We start from the raw sequence: 23,815 nt of genomic DNA, 5'->3' as shown, positions 1-23,815 counted from the left end.
TATTTCCTCTAAGGTTACCTGCGATATTTTGCTTATGGTTGAGGGTGAGTATTTAAGTTCAAACACGCTTTCAAGAGCCTGGGCTACTGCTCTTGCACTCATACCAGAGGCAAACATCCCAAGTATTAAGTCTTCAAGATTGATATCTCTTCTTCTATAAGGTTCTATCAACTTTGTTCTGAATTTTCCCTCTCTATCTCTTGGAATTCTCAGATTTTCAAGCTTACCGATAACAGTATCTAAGTTTCTAACGTAAAAGCCGTTCTTTGTTCCTCCATGTTCTTTAAGAAACACTTCTCTTTCAGCCGTCATGATTGACTCTAAGGTTTGCTTTACCACTTCCTTAACTAGGTCTGGTAAAATCTTCTGTAGTTCCATTTTTGCCTCCTGGGGTTGGTATTTGTGGGGTGTTCCCCAGGAGGTTATCCCATTTCTCAAGCTTACACAAAATATCGTACACTACCTTGAGTTGCCTTTGACGTCTAACTTTACGGTTTTTGCAGAAAAAGTGGATAATTTGACTATTTACAGCGGAAGTGATTATCCTGAATCTCAGCTGGAAGCCATGTATCAAGCGATTACAGGTGAAGGTGTTACCTGTAATGGAACTTGTGAAAATGCTACTATAAATGCTACTATTCCAGGATGGGGAGATGGAAGAATTCACCTTCTTGTAGTATCTACAGATGCAGCTTTTCACAGGCCTGCTGATACAGGATATGATGGAACACCATATCCTTATCCAGCTAATGTTACAGATGTATTAGAAGCTGCTAATGAGACTGGTGTAAGTATTAGTTTCCTTTTCGCAGGTTACGATTACGACTGGGATGGAAATGTTACAGTTAATGACATCTATCAAACAGAGCCTGCTACTGGAGAGATAGCAAATGCAACTCACGGTATAGTCTATACTATGAGTAGTAATAGTTCTGAAATAGTAGAAGCTCTTGAGTCTCTTGCTAATGCAACAGTTGGAGATGCAACAGTTGAGCTTGTTCCGGTTGGTGATACCTATGGAATTATTGCTTCAATTTCACCGTCTGTTTTAACGGGCATTGATCTTACATCAACTGATAAGGTTAATTTCACGGTTACGTTCACTGCGCCAGCAGGAACTTCTTTACCTTCAAGTATCGATTTCTATCTGGTTGTTAAAATTGAAGGTTCTGAAATTTACAGGATTCCAGTACATGTTGTAATAAGTTAAGTGTCTCTTGTAAATTCTATAGTTGTGAAAAAGGGCACCTCAGGGTGCCCTTTTTTTATGTTATAGATTTTCCCTTGATTTTTTTACAAAATTTTTACATAATTGACGTGATGTTTGAGATAGAAACACTTTTCTAAAAATATACCAGACAAGGAGAGGAGCGATGGGACTGAACATCGTGCAGAAGATAATCAAAACTCACCTTGTAGAAGGTGAGATGGTGGCGGGAAAGCCAATCGCCATCAGAATTGACCAGACTTTAACACAGGATGCAACTGGAACTATGGCGTACCTTCATTTTGAAGGCATGGGACTTCCAAAGGTTCAGACGGAGCTTTCAGTTTCTTACGTTGACCACAACACACTTCAGGCTGGTGGTCCAGAAAACGCTAATGACCATCTTTTCCTTCAAACAGTGGCTGCTAAGTACGGTATCTACTTCTCAAAAGCTGGAAACGGTATCTGTCACCAGGTTCATCTTGAGAGATTTGCCGTTCCTGGAAAAACGCTTTTAGGTTCTGACTCTCACACACCAACAGCTGGTGGTATTGGATCTCTTGCTATTGGTGCCGGTGGTATGGACGTTGCACTTGCGATGGCTGGAGAACCTTTCTACCTTAACATGCCAAAGGTTGTAAGGGTTAACCTATACGGAAAACTCAGACCTTTTGTTTCTGCGAAAGACGTTATTTTAGAGCTTCTTAGAAGACTTACGGTTAAAGGTGGTGTGGGTAAGGTATTTGAATACGGTGGAGAAGGTGTTAAATATCTTAGTGTTCCTGAAAGAGCCACTATTACAAACATGGGTGCTGAGCTTGGTGCTACAACTTCTATCTTCCCAAGTGATGAGCAGACTTATGCATTTATGAAGGCTCAGGGAAGAGAGGCTCAGTGGAGAAGACTCGAAGCTGATCCTGACGCTGAGTATGACGAAGTTATAGATATTGATCTTTCTGAGCTTGAACCTCTTATTGCATGTCCACACATGCCTGACCAGGTTAAAAAGGTAAAGGAGCTTGAAGGGTTAAAGGTTCATCAGGTAGCTATCGGTTCATGTACGAACTCTTCTTACAGAGACCTTATGACTGTTGCAAAGATGTTTGAGCAGTCTGGAAATAGAGTTCATCCAATGGTATCTGCCGCCATTTCTCCTGGTTCAAAGCAGGTTCTCAGAATGATTGATAAAGAAGGTATGTACGATGTACTTTTAAGAGCAGGATTTAGATTCCTTGAGTGTGCGTGTGGTCCATGTATTGGTATGGGTTTCTCACCACCATCTGGAGGTGTTTCTGTAAGAACGTTTAACAGAAACTTCCTTGGCCGTTCTGGAACGAAGGATGCTCAGGTTTATCTAGCTTCCCCGGAAACGGCTGCTGCAATAGCTATGACTGGTGAGATGACAGATCCAAGAGACCTTGGCCTTGAAGAGATCAAGGTATTCCTCCCTGAGAAGTTTGATATTGATGATTCAATGATATTTGCACCTGCTGCTGATCCGGATGAAGTAGAAGTATGGAAGGGTCCAACAATCAACTATGTAGGTTATAAAGAGCCTCTTGGTGACAAGCTTGAAGGTGAAGTTCTCCTTAAAGTTGGTGATAACATAACAACTGACCACATTATTCCTGGTGGTGCAAAAATCTTGCCGCTCCGTTCAAACATTCCTGCTATTTCTCAGTACGTTTACAGTGTTGTTGATGAAACGTTTGCCAAGCGTGCACAGGAGAAAGGCGGCGGATTTATTGTTGGTGGTGAAAACTACGGCCAGGGTTCTTCAAGGGAGCACGCTGCTATTGGTCCTATGTACCTTGGTATTAAAGCTGTTATTGCCAAGTCTTACGCAAGGATCCACAAGGCTAACCTTATCAACTTTGGTATTCTTCCGCTTGTTTTTGTTAATCCGGAAGATTACGACAAGATTGATCAGGGTGACATTCTTGAGATTGATACTTCAAACTTTGCTCCCGGCGAAGACAACATCATCACCGTTATTAACAGAACAAAAGGTATTTCAATACCGACAAAGCACGGCTTGAACGAAAGACAGGTTAAGATTATCAAGGCCGGTGGTGTTCTTAAGTATGTTAAGGACAAGTTTGAAGGAAAAGTTGACTAATCCTAAGCTAAGTTTGAGATTTTGAAGGGGGCTTTAAAGCCCCCTTTTTTAATTTATTTTTTCCACAAAAGAGATTGGAATTTCTATTTTAGGAGATATTGAAGCCGCTTTCAGTAAGAGAATAACTCTTTCATCACCTTTTTTGAGTTTCAGCACCTGACCTATTAAATCCCTGATAAGGTCCTTCCTTAATTTTTACTACATCACCTTCTTTTAGATCTACTTTTCCAAAATCTATAATTGAGTTTGTCTTTTCTTTTAGGTTTTCTATAAAGCTTTCATCTATGTACGGTATGTTTCTGCCAAATCTTACGATATCTTTTACGCCTCTTGCGTATCTGACGTTGTTAAAATGCTCGGCTATTGCGAATTTTGCAAACATGTAACCAGGAAATAGTGGTTCTTCTTTTAAAAGTTTTCCCTTTTTGACCTTTATGATAGGATAAAAGTATTCAATGTTTACTCTTTCAAACTGGACAAAAACGATCTTTTCTTTTCTCGGCTTGATGCTGACTATGTACCATTTCGGTTCGCTTATAATGCTACTCATAAAGTTAAGCCCTCCTCTTTTATGAATTTTTCAAGTGCGTCCTCCCATGGAGGTATCTGAATGTTGAGGAGTTTGCTTAGTCTTTCATTACTCATGGGAGAAAATCCCGGTCTTTTGGCCGGAAGTTTAAATGCGTCAGAGGTTACAGGTCTTATGAATTTATCCAGTTTGAGAAGTTTAAACGTTAATCTTGCCCATTCAAATCTTGAGGTGTATCCTGAATTGACCAAATGGTAAAGGCCGGTTAGTCTTTCTTTGACTGCCTTTAGTGTGACGTCAACTATTGTTTTAGTAGATGTAGGTACTGAAAATTCGTCACACACAATTTTAAGAAAAGGCATCTTTTCTGCCCAGCGGGTTAATTTGTATATGAAATTCTGTTTCCCCTTTCCGTAAACCCAGCTTACTCTGAAAATTAAATAGTTATTTCCTATTTCCGTTACCCGTTTTTCACCTTCAAGCTTTGTTTTTCCGTATTCATTTACCGGTGATGGTTCGTCGTTCTCTGTGTACAGACCGTCTTCTTTTTTTCCGTCAAAAACATAGTCTGTACTGTAATGGATGAGAAAACTACCCGCTTCCTTTGCTGCTATGGCAAGGTTTTCAGGGCCGATTGCGTTGGTTTTGTAGGCAATTTCGTATTCTTCTTCGGCCTTATCGACTAAGTTGTAGGCCGCACAGTTGATGATAACTTCTGGCTTAAGTTCTTTTACCGTTTTTACAACGTTATCAAGGTTTCCAATATCAAGTTCTTTGTGACTTAGAGCTTTAAAATCTGCCCCTTTTTCCGTTAGTTTTCGGATAAACTCTCCAGCCAGCTGACCGTTTTTCCCCGTTATGAGTATCACGTTTCCTCCTTCAACATAATTTGTGGGGTTAATTATATTTTAACAATTACCTTCAAATTTTCTCCTTTAGATATAAAAGTGTTATATTTAAATTTAAAGAAGTGGGAAAAATTCTGTAAATCAGGGGGAAAGATGGCTTTAGCGGTAGCTTCTTACTGGGAACCTCTTGATAATCATAAAGTCAAGTGTCTCTTATGTCCGAGAGAGTGTGTTATAGCGGAAAATCAGAGCGGTTTTTGTCTTGTAAGGAAAAATGTAGGTGGACGGCTTGTGTCAACAATCTATGGGGAAATTGCTTCTGCTGGTTATGATCCTGTTGAAAAAAAACCTTTATATCACTTTTATCCCGGCCAGGTGATATTTTCCATCGGTACTAACGGTTGCAACCTTGACTGTCGTTCATGTCAGAACTGGCAGATTTCAAGGCAGGAAACACATAGGGAAGTTTTCCCGCCGCGAATGGCGGTTGATTACGCCTCAAGGTATGACTCAATCGGTATAGCCTACACCTACAACGATCCAATAGTCTGGTTTGAGTATGTAAAGGATACTGCCTCTATGATAAAAGAGGAAGGTCTTGTAAACGTAATGGTAACTAACGGAAATGTGAATCTTGAACCTTTAAGAGAACTTTTACCGTTGATTGATGCTTTTAATGTTGATCTAAAAGGTATGACCAAAGAGTATTACGCTAAATTTTCATCTATGCCTAATCCGAATGTTTGGGAAGTCTGTGAAAGAATAAAAAAGGCGGGAAAGCACCTTGAACTTACAAAATTAATAGTGCCTTTGTATGATGAGTTTACACCGGAATACTTTGAGAAATTTGCCAGATGGATAGCAGAAAATCTTGGTAAGGAAACGCCGCTTCATCTATCAAGGTTTTTTCCTGCTTATAAATTGATGAATACTTTTCCTACACCGGTGGATGTTTTAAATATGGCTTATAATGTATGTAAAGAGTATCTATATTACGTTTACGTGGGAAACGTAATAGAGCCAGAAAAGGAATCGACTTTCTGTCCTAAATGCGGTGCTCTTCTTGTTGAAAGGATAGGTTATGAGGTATCTGTAAAGTTTTCAGACGGTGTTTGCCCAAAGTGTGGCAGACCGGTTGATTTTGTCACTTAATTACAAAATATGTAAATAAAGTTGTTGGGAGGTAAGCATGGAAATTGTCAGTCCTGCATTTGGTAACGGGGAATTTATCCCTTCAAAATACACCTGTGACGGAGAGGATGTCTCTCCATGTCTGTTTTTCTTGAATCCGCCAGAAACAGTCAAAAGTTTTGCTCTCATAGTGGAAGATCCGGATGCACCGGCAGGGACATTCACGCATTGGGTTATTTATGATATTCCCGGAGATTTTGAGGGTTTGCCGGAAGATGTTCCGCCGGCTGCGAATCTTGAATATGGTATAAAACAGGGCCTTAACGATTTTGGAAGAATAGGTTATAACGGTCCTTGCCCGCCTCCCGGAAAACCTCACAGGTACTTTTTTATTCTGCTTGCTCTTGATATTGAGTCAACGGGTTTACCTTCCGGAGCTACAAGATCTGAGCTTTTGAGAGCTATAGACGGCCATGTTATTACAACGGCTGAAATGGTTGGCCTTTATGGGAGATAATGAAAAGGGAAGGAGAATACCCCTTCCCTCAAAAGCTAGTGTGTTATACAGGAAGGTTGAATTCTCTTAAGACTTCGTTAAGGGAAGTTTTCTTATCGGTAGATTCTTTTCTTTTTCCGATAATCAGAGCACAGGGAAGTCCGTATTCACCTGCAGGAAACTTTTTGATTCTCGTTCCAGGGATAACCACACTTCTTGCGGGGATTCTTCCTTTATATTCGATAGGTTCATCGCCCGTTACGTCAATAATTTTTGTTGAAGCTGTTATAACAACACCAGCACCGAGGACAGCTTCTTCTTCTATTACTGCACCTTCAACGATGATACATCTTGAACCTATGAAACAGTTGTCTTCTATTATTACCGGTCTTGCTCCCGGTGGTTCAAGAACACCACCGATTCCCACGCCACCTGACAGGTGAACGTTTTTACCGATTTGTGCACATGAACCTACAGTTGCCCATGTATCAACCATGGTGCCGCTTCCAACGTAGGCACCTATGTTTACGTAAGATGGCATCAGTATTGCACCAGGTTCTATATATGAACCGTATCTTGCCGTTGCCGGTGGAACAACCCTTACACCGCGTTTTTCCCAATCTTTTTTAAGGGGAATTTTGTCATAGTATTCAAAAGGTCCAACTTCCATTGTTTTCATTTCCGATATCGGGAAAAATAGAAGGATTGCTTTCTTAATCCAATCGTTTACCTTCCATTTTCCCACGTCTTCTCTTTCAGCGACGCGTATTTTTCCTTCGTCAAGAAGGGCTATAACTTCTCTGATAGCTTCTTTCGTTTTCTCATCTTTTAAAAGCTCTCTATTTTCCCATGCTTGTTCAATTATCTTTTTCAATTCTTCCATGCTTACCTCCTTACTGTTTAAAGCCTTTTAAGTTGTTAGCAATTATTACCCCTGCCTGTTCTATGTCAAACACCAGTTTATCAAGTTTTCTCTGAAGAAGGTTGTAAGCAACATAAGAAGGAACGGCGACTATCAGGCCAAATACGGTAGTCAAAAGTGCTTCTGCTATACCTGCTGAAAGTTGTTGGGGATTTGCCATAGCTGCTGTTCCTGTATCAAGAACACCAAAAATTTTTACCATTCCGAGAACAGTCCCTAAAAGTCCCAAAAGAGGTGCAACGGTTGCTATTGTTGCAAGTAATGTCATTCCTCTTTCAAGTTCTGCTATTCTTTTTCTTGCTATTACTTCAAAAGCATTAAGGAAGTTCGTCCTTGATATTTCTCCAATATTTCTGAAAGCTTCTATTATTATCTCAGAAATTAGAAATTTGTTTCTTTTACAAAATTCTATTACGTCGCCTATTTTCTCGGAAGATAGAAGCATTACCATAGTTCTGATCTCTTCCTGAGGGGCTATTTTGGATGATCTCAGCACTATTATTTTTTCAATTACTATGGCAAGTGCAACTATTGACAGCATTAGTAAAACATAGCCGATAAAACCACTTTTTGAAATTATGGTAAAGGCGTTCATCTTTTTCCTCCGGGGAAAGTGAGAAACTCAGTGAGAATTATACCATTTGCTAATTGTTTTGTTGTCTTTAGGTTAAACGAAATATATTAGAATTTGAGATTGAGAGAAAACATCGTTTTATGAGGGGGATTATGAAAAGAGCAAAAATAGTTGCAACTTTAGGACCGGCAGTTAGTGATGAGAGAGTTCTTGAAAGACTGGTGAAAGAGGGACTTAATGTTGTTAGACTTAATATGTCTCACGGAACACACGAAGAACACAAGAAAAGGATTCGCCTTGTTAGGAAGGTTGAAGAAAATACGAAAAAACCTATTCCTATTCTGGTTGATCTGTGTGGTCCTAAAATAAGGATAGGAAAAATAAAGGATGAACCTCTTTATCTTCATAGGGGTAACATAATTGTTTTAACTTCTGATAAAAACTATGGTGAAGATGAAGTTTTTGTTAATTACGAGCGTCTTCCCGAAGAAGTTAAACCCGGTGAGGCTATACTTCTGGCAGATGGTGCCTTTAGATTAAAGGTAAAGGAAATTGATGGGAAACGGGTAATATGTGAAGTTGTTGTAGGAGGTCCCTTGACTTCTCATAAAGGAGTTAACCTTCCACATACATCTCTGTCCATTCCTGCCCTTACTGAGAAGGATAGGAAAGATGTGAAATTTGCCGTTTCCGCAGGTGCTGACATAATAGCCCTCTCTTTTGTAAGGAAGGCAGATGATGTTCTTGAGCTTAAAGCTATGCTTGATACGTTAAATGCATCTCATATACCGGTGGTAGCAAAGATTGAGAAACCTGAAGCTGTAGAAAGGATAGATGAAATTTTAGATGTTGCTGATGCAATCATGGTCGCAAGAGGAGATCTGGGAGTAGAAATGCCTATTGAGAAAGTTCCCGTTATACAGAAGATGCTTATAAGGAAAGCGAATAGAAAAGGGAAACCGGTTATAACTGCTACGCAAATGCTAAAGTCAATGGTTGATATGCCGATACCAACAAGGGCTGAAGTTACCGATATTGCAAATGCTGTTCTTGATGGAACTGATGCACTTATGCTTTCAGAGGAAACGGCTGTAGGTAAGTATCCGGTAGAAGTTATAAGGACAATGTCAAAAGTGATAACGGAAGCGGAGAAAATGTATCCTTACAGGCGTTATGAAGAAATTGAACCTATCACGCTTCAGGATTCCCTTGCCAAAGCTGCCTGTAGTCTTGCGCGAAATGAACAGATAAAAGCTATCATACCGTTTACAAGGACTGGTGCAACAGCATTGGCGGTAGCAAAATTCAGGCCATCTGTTCCCGTTTTTGCGGTTACTCACGATGTTAAAACAAGCAGAAAGCTTGCGCTTATCTGGGGTATTGAATCATGCTTGACAGTTCAGGTTGACTCTGTTGAAAAGATGATAAATGTTTCCGTTCAAGCGGTTAAAGATAGAGGTATTGCAAAATTGGGTGATAAGATTATAGTTTTAGCAGGTGCACCGGCAGGAGTGCCTGGTAGTACAAATTTAGTTAAGGTAGTTGAGGTAAAATAATGGCAAAAGCAAAAAAGAAGCTTCTCATTGTTGAGTCACCAGCAAAGGCAAAAACAATCCAACGGTATCTTGGGAAAGATTTCATTGTTAAAGCATCTATGGGGCACATTCGTGACCTTCCGGAGAAAGAGTTTGGTGTTGACATTGAAAAAGATTTTAAGCCTAAGTACGTGATGATAAAAGGTAAGCAGAAGGTAGTAAAAGAGATTAAAGAGGCCGCAAAGAAGGCTGATGAGGTTTACCTTGCTACTGACCCTGATAGAGAAGGAGAAGCTATAAGCTGGCACATTGCTCATATCTTGAAAAGAATAAAAAAAGACGGCATTTATAGAGTTAGATTTCATGAAATTACCAAAAGGGCCATTCAGGAAGCAATAAAGAATGCCGATACAATAGACGAGAAAAAAGTTGATGCTCAGCAGGCAAGGAGAATCCTTGACAGAATTGTTGGTTACACGATTTCGCCTCTTCTTTCTCGTCGATTTAAAAAAGCTCTTTCAGCCGGTAGGGTTCAGTCGGTAGCTTTAAGGCTTATCTGTGACAGGGAAGAGGAAATAAGGGCTTTTAAACCAAAGGAGTACTGGACAATAGAAGCTCTATTTGGCGCAGATGAGGGTGATTTTTCGGCAAAACTTTCTGCCGTTGATGGGAAAAAGCTTTCAAAGTTTTCAATACCTGATGAGGCTACTGCTAAAAAGTTGGTTGAAAAGGCAAAGCAGGCTGCCTCTTTTGTTGTTGCCTCTGTTGAGACAAAAGAGCGAAAGAGAAAGCCGTATCCGCCTTTTATAACGAGCACTCTTCAGCAGGAAGCATCAAAGCGTTTTGGATTTCCTGCGAAGCTTACCATGCAAATAGCACAGCAGCTTTATGAAGGTATTGATATAGGCAAAGAAAGGGTTGGTCTGATTACATATATGAGAACAGATTCAACGAGAGTATCAGATGAAGCGTTAAAAGAGGTAAGAGGCTTTATAGAAACGGAGTTTGGTAAGGATTATCTTCCGCAGAAGCCCAGGAGTTACGAAGGAAAAACGCCAAAATCTGCCCAAGATGCCCATGAGGCAATAAGACCCACATCTGTGGAGAGAACGCCTGAAAGTATTAAAAATTACCTTACGCCTGAGCAATTCAAACTTTACGATCTGATATGGCGCAGGTTTGTTGCTTCCCAGATGAAGGATGCCGTCTTTAACACTGTTGCAATGGATGTTGAAGGTAACGGTCTTGTTTTCCGCGCCACTGGAAGCACCGTAAAGTTTCCAGGATTCATGAAGGTTTATAAAATCGATGTTGATGAAAGGTTGCTTCCGCCCGTTAATGAGGGTGAAAAGGTTGAGCTGAAAGATATTAAAGGTGTTCAGCACTTTACAGAACCACCGCCAAGATACACGGAAGGAACACTTGTAAAAGCCCTTGAGGAAGACGGCGTCGGAAGGCCTTCAACTTACGCGACGATAATTTCAAATATTATTCAAAGGGGTTACGTAGAAAAGGAAAAACAGAAGTTAAAGCCGACGGAACTTGGCGAATTTATCAACGGTCTTTTGAAAAAGCTTTTCCCTAAAATTGTAGATATAAAATTCACTGCTAACATTGAAGAAGAGCTTGATAAAATAGAAGAGGGACAGAAAAAGTGGAAGGAACTTTTAAAAGAGTTCTACTTTGGCGAATTTAAAGATCTTCTTGATAAAGCTAAAAAAGATTTAAAAGAATTAAAAGGTGAGCCGATTGGACGTAAATGTCCTAAATGTGGTGCTGAACTGTTGAAGATATACGGCAGGTACGGTGCATTTATTGCCTGTTCTAACTATCCCGAGTGTGATTATAAAGAGAGCGGGAAAAAAGAAGAGGAAAAAATTGGCAGAAAATGTCCCGAGTGTGGTGCTGAACTTGTAATCAAAAGCGGCAGATACGGAAGATTTATTGCCTGCTCTAACTATCCTAAATGCAAATATACCGAAAGAATAACTTACGGGAAATGTCCTGAGTGTGGCGAAGGCAATATCGTGGAAAGAAGAAGTAAAAAAGGACGTGTTTTCTACGGTTGCTCAAGATATCCTGAATGTAAGTACACCACTAATAAACCGCCAGAACCGGCAAAGAAGGAGAGTGAAAAATGAAAGTGGCAGTTGTTTCTGACAGCCACGATAACGTTGAAAAGAGCAGAAGGTTTGTAGAACTTGTTAACGGTATGGATGTTGGACTTGTAGTGCACTGCGGTGACATTATTTCACCGTTTACCATGGAGGTATTTAAAAAGGTAGAAGCACCTCTAACCGTTGTTTTTGGAAATAATGACGGTGAAGTTGCCGGACTGCTTAAAAAGTTCCCTGAAATAAAGAAACCACCGTTTTTTATGGAAATTGACGGAAGAAAGGCAGTTGTCATGCATGAACCTGTGCTTTTGGACGTTATCCCAGGGAGTGTTGATTTCCTATTCTTTGGTCATACCCACGAGATTTTTGTGGATAGGATTAAAGGAATTGTTGTTTTAAATCCCGGTGAACTGTGTGGCTATCTTTCAGATCATTCAACATTTGCTATACTTGATACAGCAACAGGTGAAGTTACTGTAAAGGAGATTTGATGTCTGCTATAAACATAATAGAAAAGATATTAATCGAAGAGCATGAATGTGAGATAGGAAGTTTTGAGTGTTGCATAGTTTGCTCTTCCAGGCTTTTGTCATGCAGATTTTTTTCTCTTCCTTCCTGTGCTTTTGTGGTTGCCAATGCAGGTTGTCAGGCAGCAACTAACCTTGCATCAATATATTACGCTGTTAAAAACTACAATTTGCCTCTAATAGGTGTTATAGAAACTAATGGTGTGCCTGTAAAAGATCTGATAAGTATGAGTTTTCCTGCGGCGGAAATTGAATTTAAGGTTCTTTCAAAAGTTTATGAAGAAAACTTTGAGATAATAGCACCACTTTATGAATCTGAAACTCTTCTGAATACTGCTTTCATAGAGCTTAACATCGATGCTCAAATAGATGTTATTAAAAACGTTCCTGAGTTTGAAAAGCTTTTTGAAGAAAAAGGACTTTTAATATGTGGTTTTGTTTTTGACGAAGCCTGCGTTTACGGAGAAAAGCCGGGCTTTTACCTTACCAACTGTAACGGTTTGAAAGATCCGGAAGCTATAAGACAACTTGATTTTATGGAAAATCTTCCGGAACCTCTTTTGAAGAAGAAAATAAACAGGCTTCACATACAGATGTGATTTCTGACTGTTCCTTCCTCCCGTTATCCTGAGCGTCTTTTTTCCATTGCCCTGAGTATCTTACTCTCTCATCCTGAGCTTTAGTGAAGTATCCCTTCCATTCATCTGGATACTTCAGGCGCCTTACACCTGTTGAAAGCAACACTACATTACCTAAATTAATAAATAACAACTCTCAGGAACCTTAGAAAATGAATCACACATGCACGAAAAAAGCAAATGCTCAGAAAGTTATAGAAGCCGTGATAAAAGAGCTAAAAATATAACCCCATCCTGAGGGTGCAGCCCGAAGAATCTAAAACTCTTCAGCAACAAAAAGGAGACCACCATTATGCAGTAGCAAAGAATCTTCGAACCAATAGCCTTTCCTTCTATAATGTTAACCGATATGTTAAAAAAATCTGTTATAATACATCTTGGAGGCTTTGAGCGGTTGTGTCAATAATTTTGTGTAAACCATTAGGAGTACCTCCTGGAACATATATCCTGAATTTCCTTTCTGGCTTAAAAGGCCGTTTACTATCCTGTTAGGCCATATACACTTGCATATTTCCTATTCTTAAGTAAACGAACTTCAAAACTTGCACCAACAGACGCTAAAGCTCCCATGACTTTAAGGAATTCTTCTCTTTCAACTGTCATAATTGATTCTGAACTTTGTTTTTTACAAAGTCTACGTTTATGAAAGGAAGTCCAGTTTTTATCTTATAAATTGCAATGGTTTTAAGAATCCAGAAATCATAATGCAACGTGACATGATAGCCAGACTTTCTGAAGCACTCCTTACAAAGAAAAGTTAACAGATTACATAGTAGGATGTGAAAAAGAGGAGGATTACTCCTCCTCTTCTGCTTCCACGGAAATTTTAAGTTCTGCAAGCTGTTGCGGTCTAACACTATCAGGTGCTCCCGTAAGCAGACACTGACCTCTTTGAGTTTTAGGGAATGCTATTACGTCTCTTATTGATTCTTCGTTTCTCATCAGTGCGCACAGCCTGTCAAGTCCAAATGCCATCCCTCCGTGAGGAGGGGCACCGTAGTTTAGTGCTTCAAGTAAGAAACCAAATCTATCGGTTGCTTCTTCTTTAGAGAGTCCTATTACCTTGAACACCTTTTCCTGGATGTCCGGTCTGTGTATACGGATGCTTCCGCCTCCTATTTCAACACCGTTAAGAACCATATCGTAAGCTCTTGCTTTTACGCTTCCCGGATTGGTTTCGAGCTTTTCGATGTCCTCTTCTTTTGGGCTTGTAAATGGATGGTGAAGAGCTTCCCATCGGTTTTCTTCTTCATTCCATTCGAACATCGGGAAGTCGGTAATCCATAGAAGATTTATCTTGCTTTCGTCTATAAGGTTTGCTATTTTTCCCAGTTTTAATCTCAGGTTTGAGAGTGCGTGGTTTGTAACTTCATATGAATCAGCCACGAAGAAGAGAATATCTCCCGGTTCTGCTTCCAGTCTTTTGAGGATTTCGTTCATTTCACCTTCGGAGAAAAACTTTACAATTGGCGATTGAAGTCCGTCAGGTTGAACTTTAATCCATGCTAGGCCTTTCGCACCGTAAATACCGACAAATTTGGTAAGATCGTCAATCTCTTTTCTTGAAAGAGAAGCCCCACCTTTAAAGTTCAGGGCTTTAACGATTCCACCATTTTCGGCTACCATTCTAAAAACTTTGAAGTTGCAGCTTTTTGCTATGTCGGTGATGTTTTTGAGTTCAAGCCCGAACCTTGTATCTGGTCTGTCTGTTCCAAATCTTTCCATTGCTTCGTCGTAGGACATGACAGAAAGTGGAGTTTCTATTTCTATATCAAGAAGCTCTTTATAAACTGTTTTGATAAGCTTTTCAGCAAATTTCATTACGTCTTTTTCTCTAACAAAAGACATTTCAAAATCTATTTGTGTAAATTCCGGTTGTCTGTCAGCCCTTAAATCTTCGTCTCTGAAACATTTAACTATCTGAAAGTATTTGTCAAATCCTGAAATCATAAGGATCTGTTTGAAGAGTTGCGGTGACTGAGGAAGAGCATAAAACTTTCCAGGATATATCCTGCTTGGCACAAGAAAGTCTCTTGCACCTTCTGGCGTACTTTTCGTAAGGAAAGGAGTTTCTATTTCAATAAATCCTTCTTCATTAAAGACTTTTCTTACAGTTTGGTAGAGTCTATGGCGGAATATTATGTTTTCCTGCATTTTCTTTCTTCTTAAATCCAGAAATCTGTATTTAAGTCTGGTGTCTTCACCTACCTTGATTTCATCTTCGACAGGAAACGGAAGTGGACGTGAGCGGTTTAGTATTTTCAGTTTTTCGACGTAAACTTCAACTTCTCCTGTGGAGATTTTAGGATTTTCCGTCCCTTCGGGTCTTTTCCTGACTTTTCCTTTAACTGCCAGAACATATTCATCTTTTATCTTTTTAGCTCTTTCTGTAAGTTCTTCATCTATTTCAGGGCTGAATACAATTTGAACCTTTCCTGTTCTATCTCTTAAATCTATAAATACAACACCGCCGTGGTCTCTCGTAGAGTCCACCCAGCCGGTAAGACAGACATCTTCTCCTATGTTTTCTTTCCTTAATTCTCCGCAGTAATGGGTTCTTTCAAAGTTTCCGAAATGGTCAAGCATCTTATTTACCTCTCTGATGGGAGATTTCAGCGCAAATTATACATCTTTAACTTGTGAAAGTCATTCAAAGCCGTTGCTGGTGTAGATATAGTTTTTTATGATTTAAGGTAATTTTTGATTCTTTCAACGCCTTCTGACAGATGTTCTATGTTTCTCGTGTATGCAAACCTTATATATTTTTCGGTTCCATTTTTTCCGAAATCTACTCCTGGCGTTACGGCTACGTGTAATTTTTCGAGCAATTCTTTTGCAAATTCAAAGGAGTTATTGCTGTATTTTGAAATGTTAGCCCATATGTAAAAAGCGCCTTCCGGTTTTGCATCTATTTCAAATATCGATGATAGGGCATTAAATAGATAGTCTCTTCTCTCTTTGAAAATTTCCGTTACTTTTGATAGATACTGATAATCAAAAGCTCCCAGTGCTGCGTATTGGCTTATTGTGGGTGCGCTTATGAAGAAGTTTTGAAGAATTATCTCTGCTTTTCTCATGAGATTTTCTGGAAGGATTATCCATCCGAGTCGGAACCCCGGCATACAGAAATATTTGGAAAATCCGCTTATTACTACGGCGTTATCCGAGAATTCGAGAGCTGTGTGTTCTTTTTTATCGTAAACAAGTCCGTGGTAAATTTCATCTGATATAAACCATATCTTTTTTTCTTCGGCAGTTTCTATGAGGTTTTTTAGCGTTTCTTTGTCGTAAATGTTTCCTATGGGGTTGGAAGGAGAAGGTATGTGGACTGCTTTTACATTGCTGTTTTCGTTTAGTTTTTCTGGTGTAAGCCGGTAGTTTGTAGTTTTGTCAACGGGGACGAACACGGGATTTATGTCTAATACCTTTGCAAAGTTTTTATAACACGGATATGAAGGGTCCGTCAGGAGTATTTTTTCTCCAAAATCGAGTAAAATTGAATAGGCGACGAGAAACGCACCGGAAGTTCCTGAAGTTATTGCTATTCTTGAAGGGGAAATGTTAATGCCGTATTTTTTGTAATAGAACTCTGAAATTTTTTTTCTTAACTGGAGTAGTCCCAGACTTTCTATGTAGCTGTTTTTCCCGTCCTTTATTGCTTTTTCGGCTTCTTCCCACACTTGAGGCGGCGGTTGAAGGTCTGGTTGTCCCACCTCAAAATGTATGGTGTCTTCATACTTTCCTGCCTCTCTTACTATATCCATAACTATAAATGAAGAAACGCCTTCTAATCTTTTCATTTTATCCCTCCTGCTATGACCTGTCCCAGTGATATGCCGCCATCATTTGTTGGAACTATCTGATGGGTGTAAACCGTGAAGTTTTTCTCTTCCAGAAGAGGTAAGACAGTTTCTATTAAAAGTCCGTTCTGGAATACGCCGCCTGAAAAAGCCACTTTTGATATGCCGGTTTTATTTCTTTCCATTTCGGCTATGTTTACTATCATTTCAGCAATACCGTTGTGAAATTTCCTTGCAATAACAGGAGTGGGGATACCTTTTTCAACATCGCTTAAAATTTCTTTAATAACGGATATCCAATTAATGATGCCTTCTCTTATTCTGAATCTGTATTTTTCTTTTGTTTTCGATTTTAGTGCTTCCTGTTCTAAAAGTATTGCTGCCTGTGCATGGTAGGAGACTTTTTTCTTTATGTCTATTAACGCCGCAACTCCGTCAAATAGCCTTCCCATACTTGAAGTTAATGGGGAGTTTATGCCTTTTTCTACCATTTTCATAATGAAGGTTATTGCTTTTTCATCTGTTAGATTTTGAGGGGGATTTACGCCTGCTTTTTTGCACAATGATATGGCTACTCTGTAAGGTTCCTTGACCGCTTTTTCGCCTCCCGGAAGTCTAAATTGTTTGAGGTGAAACAGTCTTTTGTATTGGAAAAAATTTAATCTGAAAACTTCGCCTCCCCAGATTGTTCCATCGTCTCCGTATCCTGTTCCATCAAAAGAGAATCCGATTACTTCCTCTTCAGGATCGACTTCATTTTCAGCAAGACAGGATAGAAGATGGGTAAAATGGTGTTGAACCTTTAAAAGTTTTTCTTTGAAGTTTTTTTCTCCAAATTTTGTTGAATAATACAAAGGATGTTTATCGCATACAACTATTTCGGGATTGATGTTAAATAGTGATAGAAAGTCTTTTACGGTTTCTTCGTAAAATTCTATAGCAAGTGGTGTTTCAAGGTCTCCTATGTGCTGAGATATAAAAACTTTGTTGTCTATTCCCAGTGCTATTGTGTTTTTCATAAACGGTCCCAGTGCAAGCACTGGTTTTTTCAAGTTAAACGGTAACTTCACCGGTAGTGGGGCGAATCCTCTTGAGCGCCTCAGAGGAGACGGTTTTTCTGCAACAATCCTGATAACGGAATCGTCGCAACGTCTTTTGATGGGTCTGTTGTGTAACAACAGAAAGTCTGCGATGTCAGTCAATCTGTTGATTGCTTCTTCGTTGTCTTTTACAATTGGGTCATCTGTAATGTTTGCGCTTGTTGCTATTATTGGTTTTTCAAAGTCGTTTAAAATCAGATGGTGTAATGGTGTATATGGGAGAAATGCCCCTATCGTGCTGTTTGATGGTGCCACAGACGAAGCAAGGGAATAATTTTTGCTTTTTTTTAGGATAACAATGGGTCTTTCAATAGATAAAAGCGCTCTCTCTTCAAGAGGTGAAACATAAGCCTCCTTTTTTATTGATTCAATGTTGGGAAACATTACGGCAAAAGGTTTTTCTTCACGGTTTTTCCGTTTTCTTAGTTCTTTTACTGTTTCTTCGTTTGAAGCATCGCAAATGAGATGGAATCCCCCCAGACCTTTTATTGCAAGGATTTTTCCTTCTTTAAGTAATTTGACAGTTAGTTTTAGTGCTTTTTCTCTTTCTGCTATTGTAGTTCCTTTTTTATCTGTTAGCCAGACGTGGGGTCCACATACGGGGCATGCGTTTGGTTGTGCGTGGAAACGGCGGTTTGTAGGGTCGTTATACTCTTTTTCGCATTCGGGACACATTTTGAAGATTTTCATTGTGGTATTTTTTCTATCATAGGGTAATTTTTCGATGATGGTGAATCTTGGTCCGCAGTTTGTGCAATTTATGAACGGGTATCGGTATCGTCTGTTTTCAGGGTCTTCCAGTTCTTTTATACAGTCTTCACATGTGGCAAGATCCGGAAGAATCAAAACTTCTATTTTCCCGCTTTCTTTGCTCTTTTTTATTTCGAAATTATCGAATCCGGCGTCTTCCAAAATTTTATACTCAAGACTGTATATCTTTGAGATAGGTGGTTTTTCTTTTTCTATTCTTAATAAAAATTCTATTAAGTTTTTTTCATTTCCTTCAACTTCTATCGTAACACCGGAAGTGTCGTTTAGGACGTAACCTTTGAGGTTTAAGGATGTCGCAAGTCTGTAAATGAATGGGCGGAATCCGACACCCTGGACTGTTCCCTTTATAAATATCTTAGCTCTCATAAGGCTCCTTTTCTATTTTGACTTCATTTATTTTATCATCAGAATTCATAGGTAGTTCACCATTAGAGTAAGGATAGTTTTTATAGTAGATTTTCATCAAATATAAACCTTCAGCAGGTGCCAGAAACGGTGCTTTTCTTCTATCTTTCGCTTTGAACATTTCTGGTATATTTTCTGGTTTAAGTTTTCCTTTTGCACACTCAACTGCCGTTGCGACAATTATTCTTATCATGTGTCTTAAAAATGAGCGGCCCGTTATTTCGATTTTTATTATATGGTTGTTTTTGTGTAGCGTGATGGAATCAATTGTTCTTACAGGGTTCCTATTTTCGTCTTTTGATAATTTTGAAAAAGTTGTGAAATCGTGAGTTCCTTTAAAGTATGTCAGGCTTTTTTTGAATATCTCTATATCTAGGCTTTCAGGAATAAACCATGCGCGTTTGTATTCGAAAGGTGAAGCGATTTTTCTGTTAAATATTCTATAAATGTATGTTTTTCCTTTTGCTTCTCTTCTTGGGTCGAATGATGGAGTAACTTCTTCTGTGGATATTACTTTTATATCATGGGGTAATAAACCATTTAGGGCTCGCTGTAGTTTATAAAGAGGAATTTTTTTATTTGTTTTAAAAGTTGCAACTTGACCAAAAGCATGCACTCCTGCATCGGTTCGGCTTGCCCCTTTTAAATTAACGTTGTGGTGGAGAATTCTTTCAAGAGCTTCCATTATTGTTCCCTGAATTGTCCTGCCGTGTTTTTGAAATTGCCATCCCATATAGTTTGTTCCGTCATATTCTATAGTTAATTTAATGTTTCTCACGTTTCTCCTCTTTTAAAATCATGGGATTTTGTATCAAAATATGGGGGCGATGTTTCTTTTTCAAGTTTTTAAATTTTGCCTATATCACCTTTTTAGGTATATAATAGTTTCTTGCGCATTGATTGGGTTAATATGGATAAAGTAAATAAGGGGTTAGGAGGAGTGCGGTGCTTCATTTAGGGGCAATAAAGAGGCGTTTCACCATCTCTTATCAGGAAAATTTTCAGGATCTTTTTATTCCAGGTGTTATTGGTTTAATAACTGGTCTTTTCATAGTGGTTTTTGTTAGAGCTATAGAGTTTTCAACAGAGCTGTTTCTGGGAAATATTGTAGGTTACATCCCTCCTCTTCCGGCTGGGGAAGGTGGAAGTACGGTTTACCATTTTGTTATGGAAAGGCCTTATCTTCTTCCTCTTTCTGTTGCGATCGGAGGTTTAATAGTAGGTATTATTACCTATCTTGTTCCTGAAGCGAGAGGTGAAGGTACGGAAATGGCTATTAAAGCTTTTCACTTTCGCCTTCATTTAGGATTGAAGTCTGCGGTTTTTAAACTTATTACATCTGCTATAACAATCGGTTCAGGTGGAGTATCAGGAACGGAAGGTCCAAGTGCTTTAATCGGTGGTAGTGTCGGTTCGTTTGTGGGTAAACTTTTCAAACTTGACGATCATACTAAAAACATAGCTCTTGCCGTTGGTCTTGGCGCAGGTATCGCGGGTGTTTTTAAGGCTCCTCTTGCTGGTGCTCTTTTGTCTGGTGAGCTTTTTTATAGACGTGATTTTGAAGTTGAAGCTTTGATCCCTGGTTTTATCGCTTCTGTTACATCATATATTATTGTTGGTGTTTTCACGGGTTTTGATCATATGTTTAAGGTTCCTGTTCACCCTTTTAAAGGTTTATCCGTTCCTCTGTTTATAACGTATTTTGTTATGGGAGTTCTTGCAGCTTTAGTTGCCAGATTGCTTGTTTATGCATTTTTTAATATCCATCATTTTTTCGTGAATCTTGAACTTCATCCAGCGTTAAAACCTGCCATAGGTGGTTTTTTCACAGGTATTTTGGGAATGCTTAATCCTCTCGCCATTGGTAGTGCTTACGGATGGATCCAACTTATAATGTTGGGGAAAACGACTTATCTGACTCCCCTTCACATAATTACCGGTGTTCTTATGGTCATTCTGGGACTCTCTCTGACTCTCGGTTCTGGTGGCTCTGGTGGTATTTTCGGTCCTTGTATCGTTATAGGCGGTTTAACAGGTGCTTCTTTCTATTATGTTGCTAATTTTTTGAGCTTTTTGCCCCATTCTCATATAGATATAGCTTCTTTAATGATTGTTGGTATGATTGCAACTCTTGCGGCAGCTGCAAATATTCCTCTTTCGACACTTATTCTTGTTGTTGAGATAACAGGTGGTTATGATCTGCTTGTTCCTTCTCTTATAGCGGTTTCAGTTGCTTATCTTCTTACTACTGATATTACAATGTTTCCTGCTCAAGTTAAAAGTAGAATTGACTCTCCGGCTCACATGGATGAACTTAAAGGTGCGTTGCTCAGAACTTACCGGGTAGCTGACATTATGACTAAGAACGTTATAACAATTTCCCCGACCGATCCTGTTTTAAAGGCAGAAAGGTTAATGGCAGAATATACGATTTCAGGTATTCCTGTTGTTGTTAATGGGAAAGTTATAGGTATGGTTACAGGTAGAGACATAATGAAAGTGCCTATTTCCGACAGAGCTAAGGTTACGGTTGAACATATCATGACACGTAATCCCGTATGTGTGCTGCCAGATATGTCTATTCTTGAAGTTCTTAATATATTTATCAGTAACGGTATAGGAAGGGCTCCTGTAGTTGATAATTATGAGAATAAAAATCTTCTCGGTATGATTACACGGGTTGATATAGCAAACTTCCTTGCTGAGCAGGAGAGAAAAAAGTTAGCGGAAGAACATGATACGGCGCTTGAATGAGAACGTTATTTCAAAGATAGCGGCGGGACAGATAGCTGTTTCGCCCTCATCAGTTGTCAAGGAACTTGTTGAAAATAGCCTGGATGCAAATGCTTCTACCGTAACCGTTTTGATTAATTCTCCTTTCAATTTTAAAGTTATTGATGACGGGGAAGGTATTCCATTTAAGGAACTTCCTCTTGCGGTTGAGAGATTTTCTACAAGTAAGATAGAGAATTCGGAAGATCTATTGAAACTAAGGACTTACGGTTTTAGAGGTGAAGCTTTACATGCCATTTCTCTTTTTTCCCGATTGGTTTTAAAGAGCCGTTATTATCTGGAAGAGATCGGTGGAGTTATTGTTGTTAAAGGTGGTGTTGTTGAAAATTACGAACCGATACCTTTCTCTTCTGGCACGACAGTTGTTGTTGAGGATCTATATTTTAATGTTCCAGTTAGAAAAAAGAGTGTTTCAAGGAATGAAAAACAGAGAATGAAAAATGTCGTGGAAGATCTGGCAATAGCCAATGAAGGAGTTGTTTTTAAAATTGATAATGTCACTTATCCTGTTTCTTCTAAAATGGAGAGAATATATAGAGTTACCGGGAAAGGATTTGAGTTAAAAGAAAAAGAGTTTTTAACGCTGTTTTATAAAACTAAGTTTGACGGTTCTTCCGGCAGGGTAAAGAAAATCTTTGTCAATAGACGTCCTGTTGTTTCTAAAGAGATTGCGGTTTTGCTTAGAAAACATCATATAGAAGAGTATATCCTTTTTATTGAGTTTCCGCCTTCAGAGGTTGATTTTAATATTTCACCTTTGAAAGATAAGGTTGTTTTTAAGGATTTATCTAATGTTTTGCGAAATCTTGAGAGTCTCCTTAATAAGAATCTATATTTTCTGCCTCAATTTAAAACTGTTCAGGGAGTTAAGGAAGAGGCAAGTTTTAATTATGGGAGGTTAAAATTAATAGGTACTGATGGGACTGTTGCAATATGTGAGGATGGAAATTATTACTATTTCTTTGATATTCATCTTCTTCATGAAAGAGTTAATTATGAGATGATTCTTGAGAAGTTAAGGGAAGGATTTTTTGAGGAAAAAAGATTGAGTCCGCCGATTTACTTAGATGATTATCTGATGGTTAAAAAACTTGAAAGATTGGGAGTAAATGTAAAAAGGGACGGGAAGAAGTTTATCATTTTATCTCTGCCTGCTATTATTTCACGTGAAGATGTAGAGGATGTTTTGAAGGGGAAAGAACCGGAAAGTGTTGCCTCGTCAGCCTGTAAAAATGCTGTTAAAGCAGGTGTTGAATTTGTTTCTACATCTGAGCTCGAAAAATTGATAGCTTTGTATATGGAGTGTAAGGAAAAAAGGGTTTGTCCTCACGGAAGGCTTATATTTTATAGAATTAAAAAGAGAGATATTTTGAAAAAACTTGGGAGATTGTGAGAGGTTTAAGGTGGTAAATACAGTAAAGACAGTTTTCTTTTTAGCACTACTTTCGGCTATTTTGCTTGTTTTCGGAAAATTGGTAGGCGGTACTGCCGGCATGATTTTTGCCTTTTTTATAGCTATGGGTATGAATTTTGCCAGCTGGTTCTTTTCTGACAAAATTGTTCTTTCTATGTATGGAGCCAGGGAGGTGTCCCCTGAAGAGGCTCCGGAGCTTCATGAGATTGTTGAAAGGCTTGCCAAAAGTGCTGACATTCCTAAGCCAAAGGTTGCAATTGTTCCTATGGATGTTCCTAATGCTTTTGCAACCGGTAGAGATCCTGAACACGGAGTTGTTTGTGTAACTACAAAGTTGCTTGAAATTCTTGATAAAGACGAAGTTGAAGGTGTCCTTTCTCACGAGATTGCTCATATAAAAAACAGAGATACACTTATTTCTGCTGTTGCTGCTACTATGGCAAGTGCTATCGTTATGATTGCAGATATGGCTAAGTGGTCTCTCTTTTTTGGGTTTGGAAGAGATGATGATAGAGACGGGATGGCTGAAACGATCGGTCTTATTTTAATGATTATTGTTGCTCCGATAGCAGCTACACTTATCAGATTAGCTATTTCAAGGTCGCGGGAATTTATTGCCGATGAAACGGGAGCGGAAATTTCCGGTAAGCCCGAAGCTCTTGCCAGTGCTTTAAGAAAGCTTGAGCTTTATGCTAAAGGTATTCCTCCAAGAGTTGTAGAAGCAGAAGTAAAGCCTGCGACTTCTCATATGTTTATTGTAAATCCTTTTAAAGGTGATGGACTTGCTGCTCTGTTTTCTACTCATCCTCCTACCGAAGAAAGAATAAGAAGACTTCTTGAGATTGCGAAAAAGCTGTTTGGAAGGGTGAGAAATTTTTTCGATTTTTAG

General features: G+C 39.0%; 20 protein-coding genes. 11 read left to right on the top strand and 9 right to left on the bottom strand.

The window, feature by feature from the left end; translation table 11 throughout:
* The coding region (locus BLW93_RS04880) for a transposase (RefSeq protein WP_245791970.1) at nt 1–438 on the bottom strand (438 nt) is incomplete at its 3' end.
* A 37-nt stretch (nt 439–475) separates the two neighbouring features.
* Here BLW93_RS04880 and BLW93_RS04875 point away from each other — a divergent pair.
* Together BLW93_RS04875 and BLW93_RS04870 are read left to right on the top strand one after the other, a co-directional pair.
* Nucleotides 476–1,210, top strand: coding sequence for a vWA domain-containing protein (locus BLW93_RS04875; RefSeq protein WP_158025379.1), 735 nt, complete (start codon nt 476–478; stop codon nt 1,208–1,210).
* A 163-nt stretch (nt 1,211–1,373) separates the two neighbouring features.
* Complete coding sequence (locus BLW93_RS04870; RefSeq protein WP_076712980.1) at nt 1,374–3,326, top strand: aconitate hydratase; 1,953 nt, start codon at nt 1,374–1,376, stop codon at nt 3,324–3,326.
* Nucleotides 3,327–3,459: 133 nt separating this feature from the next.
* Here BLW93_RS04870 and BLW93_RS04865 read toward each other — a convergent pair whose 3' ends face one another.
* The gene (locus BLW93_RS04865; protein WP_076712979.1) at nt 3,460–3,876 is read right to left on the bottom strand and encodes a transcription termination/antitermination NusG family protein; all 417 of its coding nucleotides are present in this window, start codon (nt 3,874–3,876) and stop codon (nt 3,460–3,462) included.
* Complete coding sequence (rfbD, locus tag BLW93_RS04860; RefSeq protein ID WP_076712978.1) at nt 3,873–4,724, bottom strand: dTDP-4-dehydrorhamnose reductase; 852 nt, start codon at nt 4,722–4,724, stop codon at nt 3,873–3,875. Before rfbD ends, BLW93_RS04865 begins: the two co-directional genes overlap by 4 nt.
* Before the next feature lie 132 nt (nt 4,725–4,856).
* Here rfbD and amrS point away from each other — a divergent pair, with 132 nt between their 5' ends.
* Together amrS and BLW93_RS04850 are read left to right on the top strand one after the other, a co-directional pair.
* The gene (amrS, locus tag BLW93_RS04855; RefSeq protein WP_076712977.1) at nt 4,857–5,855 is read left to right on the top strand and encodes an AmmeMemoRadiSam system radical SAM enzyme; all 999 of its coding nucleotides are present in this window, start codon (nt 4,857–4,859) and stop codon (nt 5,853–5,855) included.
* A 37-nt stretch (nt 5,856–5,892) separates the two neighbouring features.
* On the top strand, nt 5,893–6,351 hold the full coding sequence (locus BLW93_RS04850) for a YbhB/YbcL family Raf kinase inhibitor-like protein (RefSeq protein ID WP_076712976.1): 459 nt from the start codon (nt 5,893–5,895) through the stop codon (nt 6,349–6,351).
* A 43-nt stretch (nt 6,352–6,394) separates the two neighbouring features.
* Here BLW93_RS04850 and BLW93_RS04845 read toward each other — a convergent pair whose 3' ends face one another.
* On the bottom strand, nt 6,395–7,213 hold the full coding sequence (locus BLW93_RS04845) for a 2,3,4,5-tetrahydropyridine-2,6-dicarboxylate N-succinyltransferase (RefSeq protein WP_076712975.1): 819 nt from the start codon (nt 7,211–7,213) through the stop codon (nt 6,395–6,397).
* 10 nt (nt 7,214–7,223) lie between these two features.
* Nucleotides 7,224–7,847 (bottom strand): MotA/TolQ/ExbB proton channel family protein, encoded by a 624-nt coding sequence (locus tag BLW93_RS04840; protein WP_076712974.1) that lies wholly within the window; start codon nt 7,845–7,847, stop codon nt 7,224–7,226.
* Between the two features lie 131 nt (nt 7,848–7,978).
* Here BLW93_RS04840 and pyk point away from each other — a divergent pair, with 131 nt between their 5' ends.
* Genes pyk through BLW93_RS04820 form a run of 4 tightly spaced genes read left to right on the top strand, consistent with a single transcriptional unit; the run spans nt 7,979 to nt 12,604 of the window.
* On the top strand, nt 7,979–9,382 hold the full coding sequence (gene pyk / locus BLW93_RS04835; protein WP_076712973.1) for a pyruvate kinase: 1,404 nt from the start codon (nt 7,979–7,981) through the stop codon (nt 9,380–9,382).
* Complete coding sequence (topA, locus tag BLW93_RS04830; RefSeq protein ID WP_076712972.1) at nt 9,382–11,502, top strand: type I DNA topoisomerase; 2,121 nt, start codon at nt 9,382–9,384, stop codon at nt 11,500–11,502. Before pyk ends, topA begins: the two co-directional genes overlap by 1 nt.
* Entirely contained in the window at nt 11,499–11,969 is a 471-nt protein-coding gene (locus BLW93_RS04825; RefSeq protein WP_076712971.1) for a metallophosphoesterase, read from the top strand. The genes topA and BLW93_RS04825 overlap by 4 nt, the downstream gene beginning before the upstream one ends.
* Complete coding sequence (locus tag BLW93_RS04820; protein ID WP_076712970.1) at nt 11,969–12,604, top strand: hypothetical protein; 636 nt, start codon at nt 11,969–11,971, stop codon at nt 12,602–12,604. The genes BLW93_RS04825 and BLW93_RS04820 overlap by 1 nt, the downstream gene beginning before the upstream one ends.
* Nucleotides 12,605–13,438: 834 nt before the next feature.
* Here the strand turns inward: BLW93_RS04820 and aspS are convergent.
* The 4 genes from aspS to truA form a co-directional block, all read right to left on the bottom strand.
* Entirely contained in the window at nt 13,439–15,229 is a 1,791-nt protein-coding gene (gene aspS, locus BLW93_RS04815) for an aspartate--tRNA ligase (RefSeq protein ID WP_076712969.1), read from the bottom strand.
* Between the two features lie 95 nt (nt 15,230–15,324).
* Complete coding sequence (locus tag BLW93_RS04810; RefSeq protein WP_076712968.1) at nt 15,325–16,443, bottom strand: pyridoxal phosphate-dependent aminotransferase; 1,119 nt, start codon at nt 16,441–16,443, stop codon at nt 15,325–15,327.
* Nucleotides 16,440–18,680, bottom strand: coding sequence for a carbamoyltransferase HypF (gene hypF, locus BLW93_RS04805; protein WP_076712967.1), 2,241 nt, complete (start codon nt 18,678–18,680; stop codon nt 16,440–16,442). The genes BLW93_RS04810 and hypF overlap by 4 nt, the downstream gene beginning before the upstream one ends.
* Nucleotides 18,670–19,497, bottom strand: coding sequence for a tRNA pseudouridine(38-40) synthase TruA (gene truA, locus BLW93_RS04800; RefSeq protein ID WP_076712966.1), 828 nt, complete (start codon nt 19,495–19,497; stop codon nt 18,670–18,672). Before truA ends, hypF begins: the two co-directional genes overlap by 11 nt.
* 167 nt (nt 19,498–19,664) lie before the next feature.
* On the opposite strand from truA, the gene BLW93_RS04795 reads away from it, so the two are divergent.
* Genes BLW93_RS04795 through htpX form a run of 3 tightly spaced genes read left to right on the top strand, consistent with a single transcriptional unit; the run spans nt 19,665 to nt 23,815 of the window.
* Entirely contained in the window at nt 19,665–21,473 is a 1,809-nt protein-coding gene (locus tag BLW93_RS04795; RefSeq protein ID WP_245791995.1) for a chloride channel protein, read from the top strand.
* Nucleotides 21,454–22,905, top strand: a complete 1,452-nt coding sequence (gene mutL, locus BLW93_RS04790) for a DNA mismatch repair endonuclease MutL (RefSeq protein ID WP_078058138.1) — start codon at nt 21,454–21,456, stop codon at nt 22,903–22,905. The genes BLW93_RS04795 and mutL overlap by 20 nt, the downstream gene beginning before the upstream one ends.
* A 10-nt stretch (nt 22,906–22,915) precedes the next feature.
* A complete protein-coding gene (htpX, locus tag BLW93_RS04785) occupies nt 22,916–23,815 on the top strand; it encodes a zinc metalloprotease HtpX (RefSeq protein WP_076712964.1) in 900 nt (299 codons plus the stop codon).

This window comes from Desulfurobacterium indicum (assembly GCF_001968985.1).
GTDB classification, from domain to species: Bacteria; Aquificota; Aquificia; order Desulfurobacteriales; family Desulfurobacteriaceae; genus Desulfurobacterium_A; species Desulfurobacterium_A indicum.
This window is presented reverse-complemented; position numbering and strand designations above follow the sequence as displayed.

Excerpts from the sequence above, each read along its gene's own strand:
- mutL (WP_078058138.1), top strand. The coding sequence starts at position 21,454 with ATGATACGGCGCTTGAATGAGAACGTTATTTCAAAGATAGCGGCGGGA.
- BLW93_RS04840 (WP_076712974.1), bottom strand. The coding sequence starts at position 7,847 with ATGAACGCCTTTACCATAATTTCAAAAAGTGGTTTTATCGGCTATGTT.
- BLW93_RS04825 (WP_076712971.1), top strand. The coding sequence starts at position 11,499 with ATGAAAGTGGCAGTTGTTTCTGACAGCCACGATAACGTTGAAAAGAGC.
- BLW93_RS04820 (WP_076712970.1), top strand. The coding sequence starts at position 11,969 with ATGTCTGCTATAAACATAATAGAAAAGATATTAATCGAAGAGCATGAA.
- BLW93_RS04850 (WP_076712976.1), top strand. The coding sequence starts at position 5,893 with ATGGAAATTGTCAGTCCTGCATTTGGTAACGGGGAATTTATCCCTTCA.
- BLW93_RS04865 (WP_076712979.1), bottom strand. The coding sequence starts at position 3,876 with ATGAGTAGCATTATAAGCGAACCGAAATGGTACATAGTCAGCATCAAG.
- aspS (WP_076712969.1), bottom strand. The coding sequence starts at position 15,229 with ATGCTTGACCATTTCGGAAACTTTGAAAGAACCCATTACTGCGGAGAA.
- amrS (WP_076712977.1), top strand. The coding sequence starts at position 4,857 with ATGGCTTTAGCGGTAGCTTCTTACTGGGAACCTCTTGATAATCATAAA.
- BLW93_RS04845 (WP_076712975.1), bottom strand. The coding sequence starts at position 7,213 with ATGGAAGAATTGAAAAAGATAATTGAACAAGCATGGGAAAATAGAGAG.
- pyk (WP_076712973.1), top strand. The coding sequence starts at position 7,979 with ATGAAAAGAGCAAAAATAGTTGCAACTTTAGGACCGGCAGTTAGTGAT.
- BLW93_RS04870 (WP_076712980.1), top strand. The coding sequence starts at position 1,374 with ATGGGACTGAACATCGTGCAGAAGATAATCAAAACTCACCTTGTAGAA.
- BLW93_RS04810 (WP_076712968.1), bottom strand. The coding sequence starts at position 16,443 with ATGAAAAGATTAGAAGGCGTTTCTTCATTTATAGTTATGGATATAGTA.
- topA (WP_076712972.1), top strand. The coding sequence starts at position 9,382 with ATGGCAAAAGCAAAAAAGAAGCTTCTCATTGTTGAGTCACCAGCAAAG.
- hypF (WP_076712967.1), bottom strand. The coding sequence starts at position 18,680 with ATGAGAGCTAAGATATTTATAAAGGGAACAGTCCAGGGTGTCGGATTC.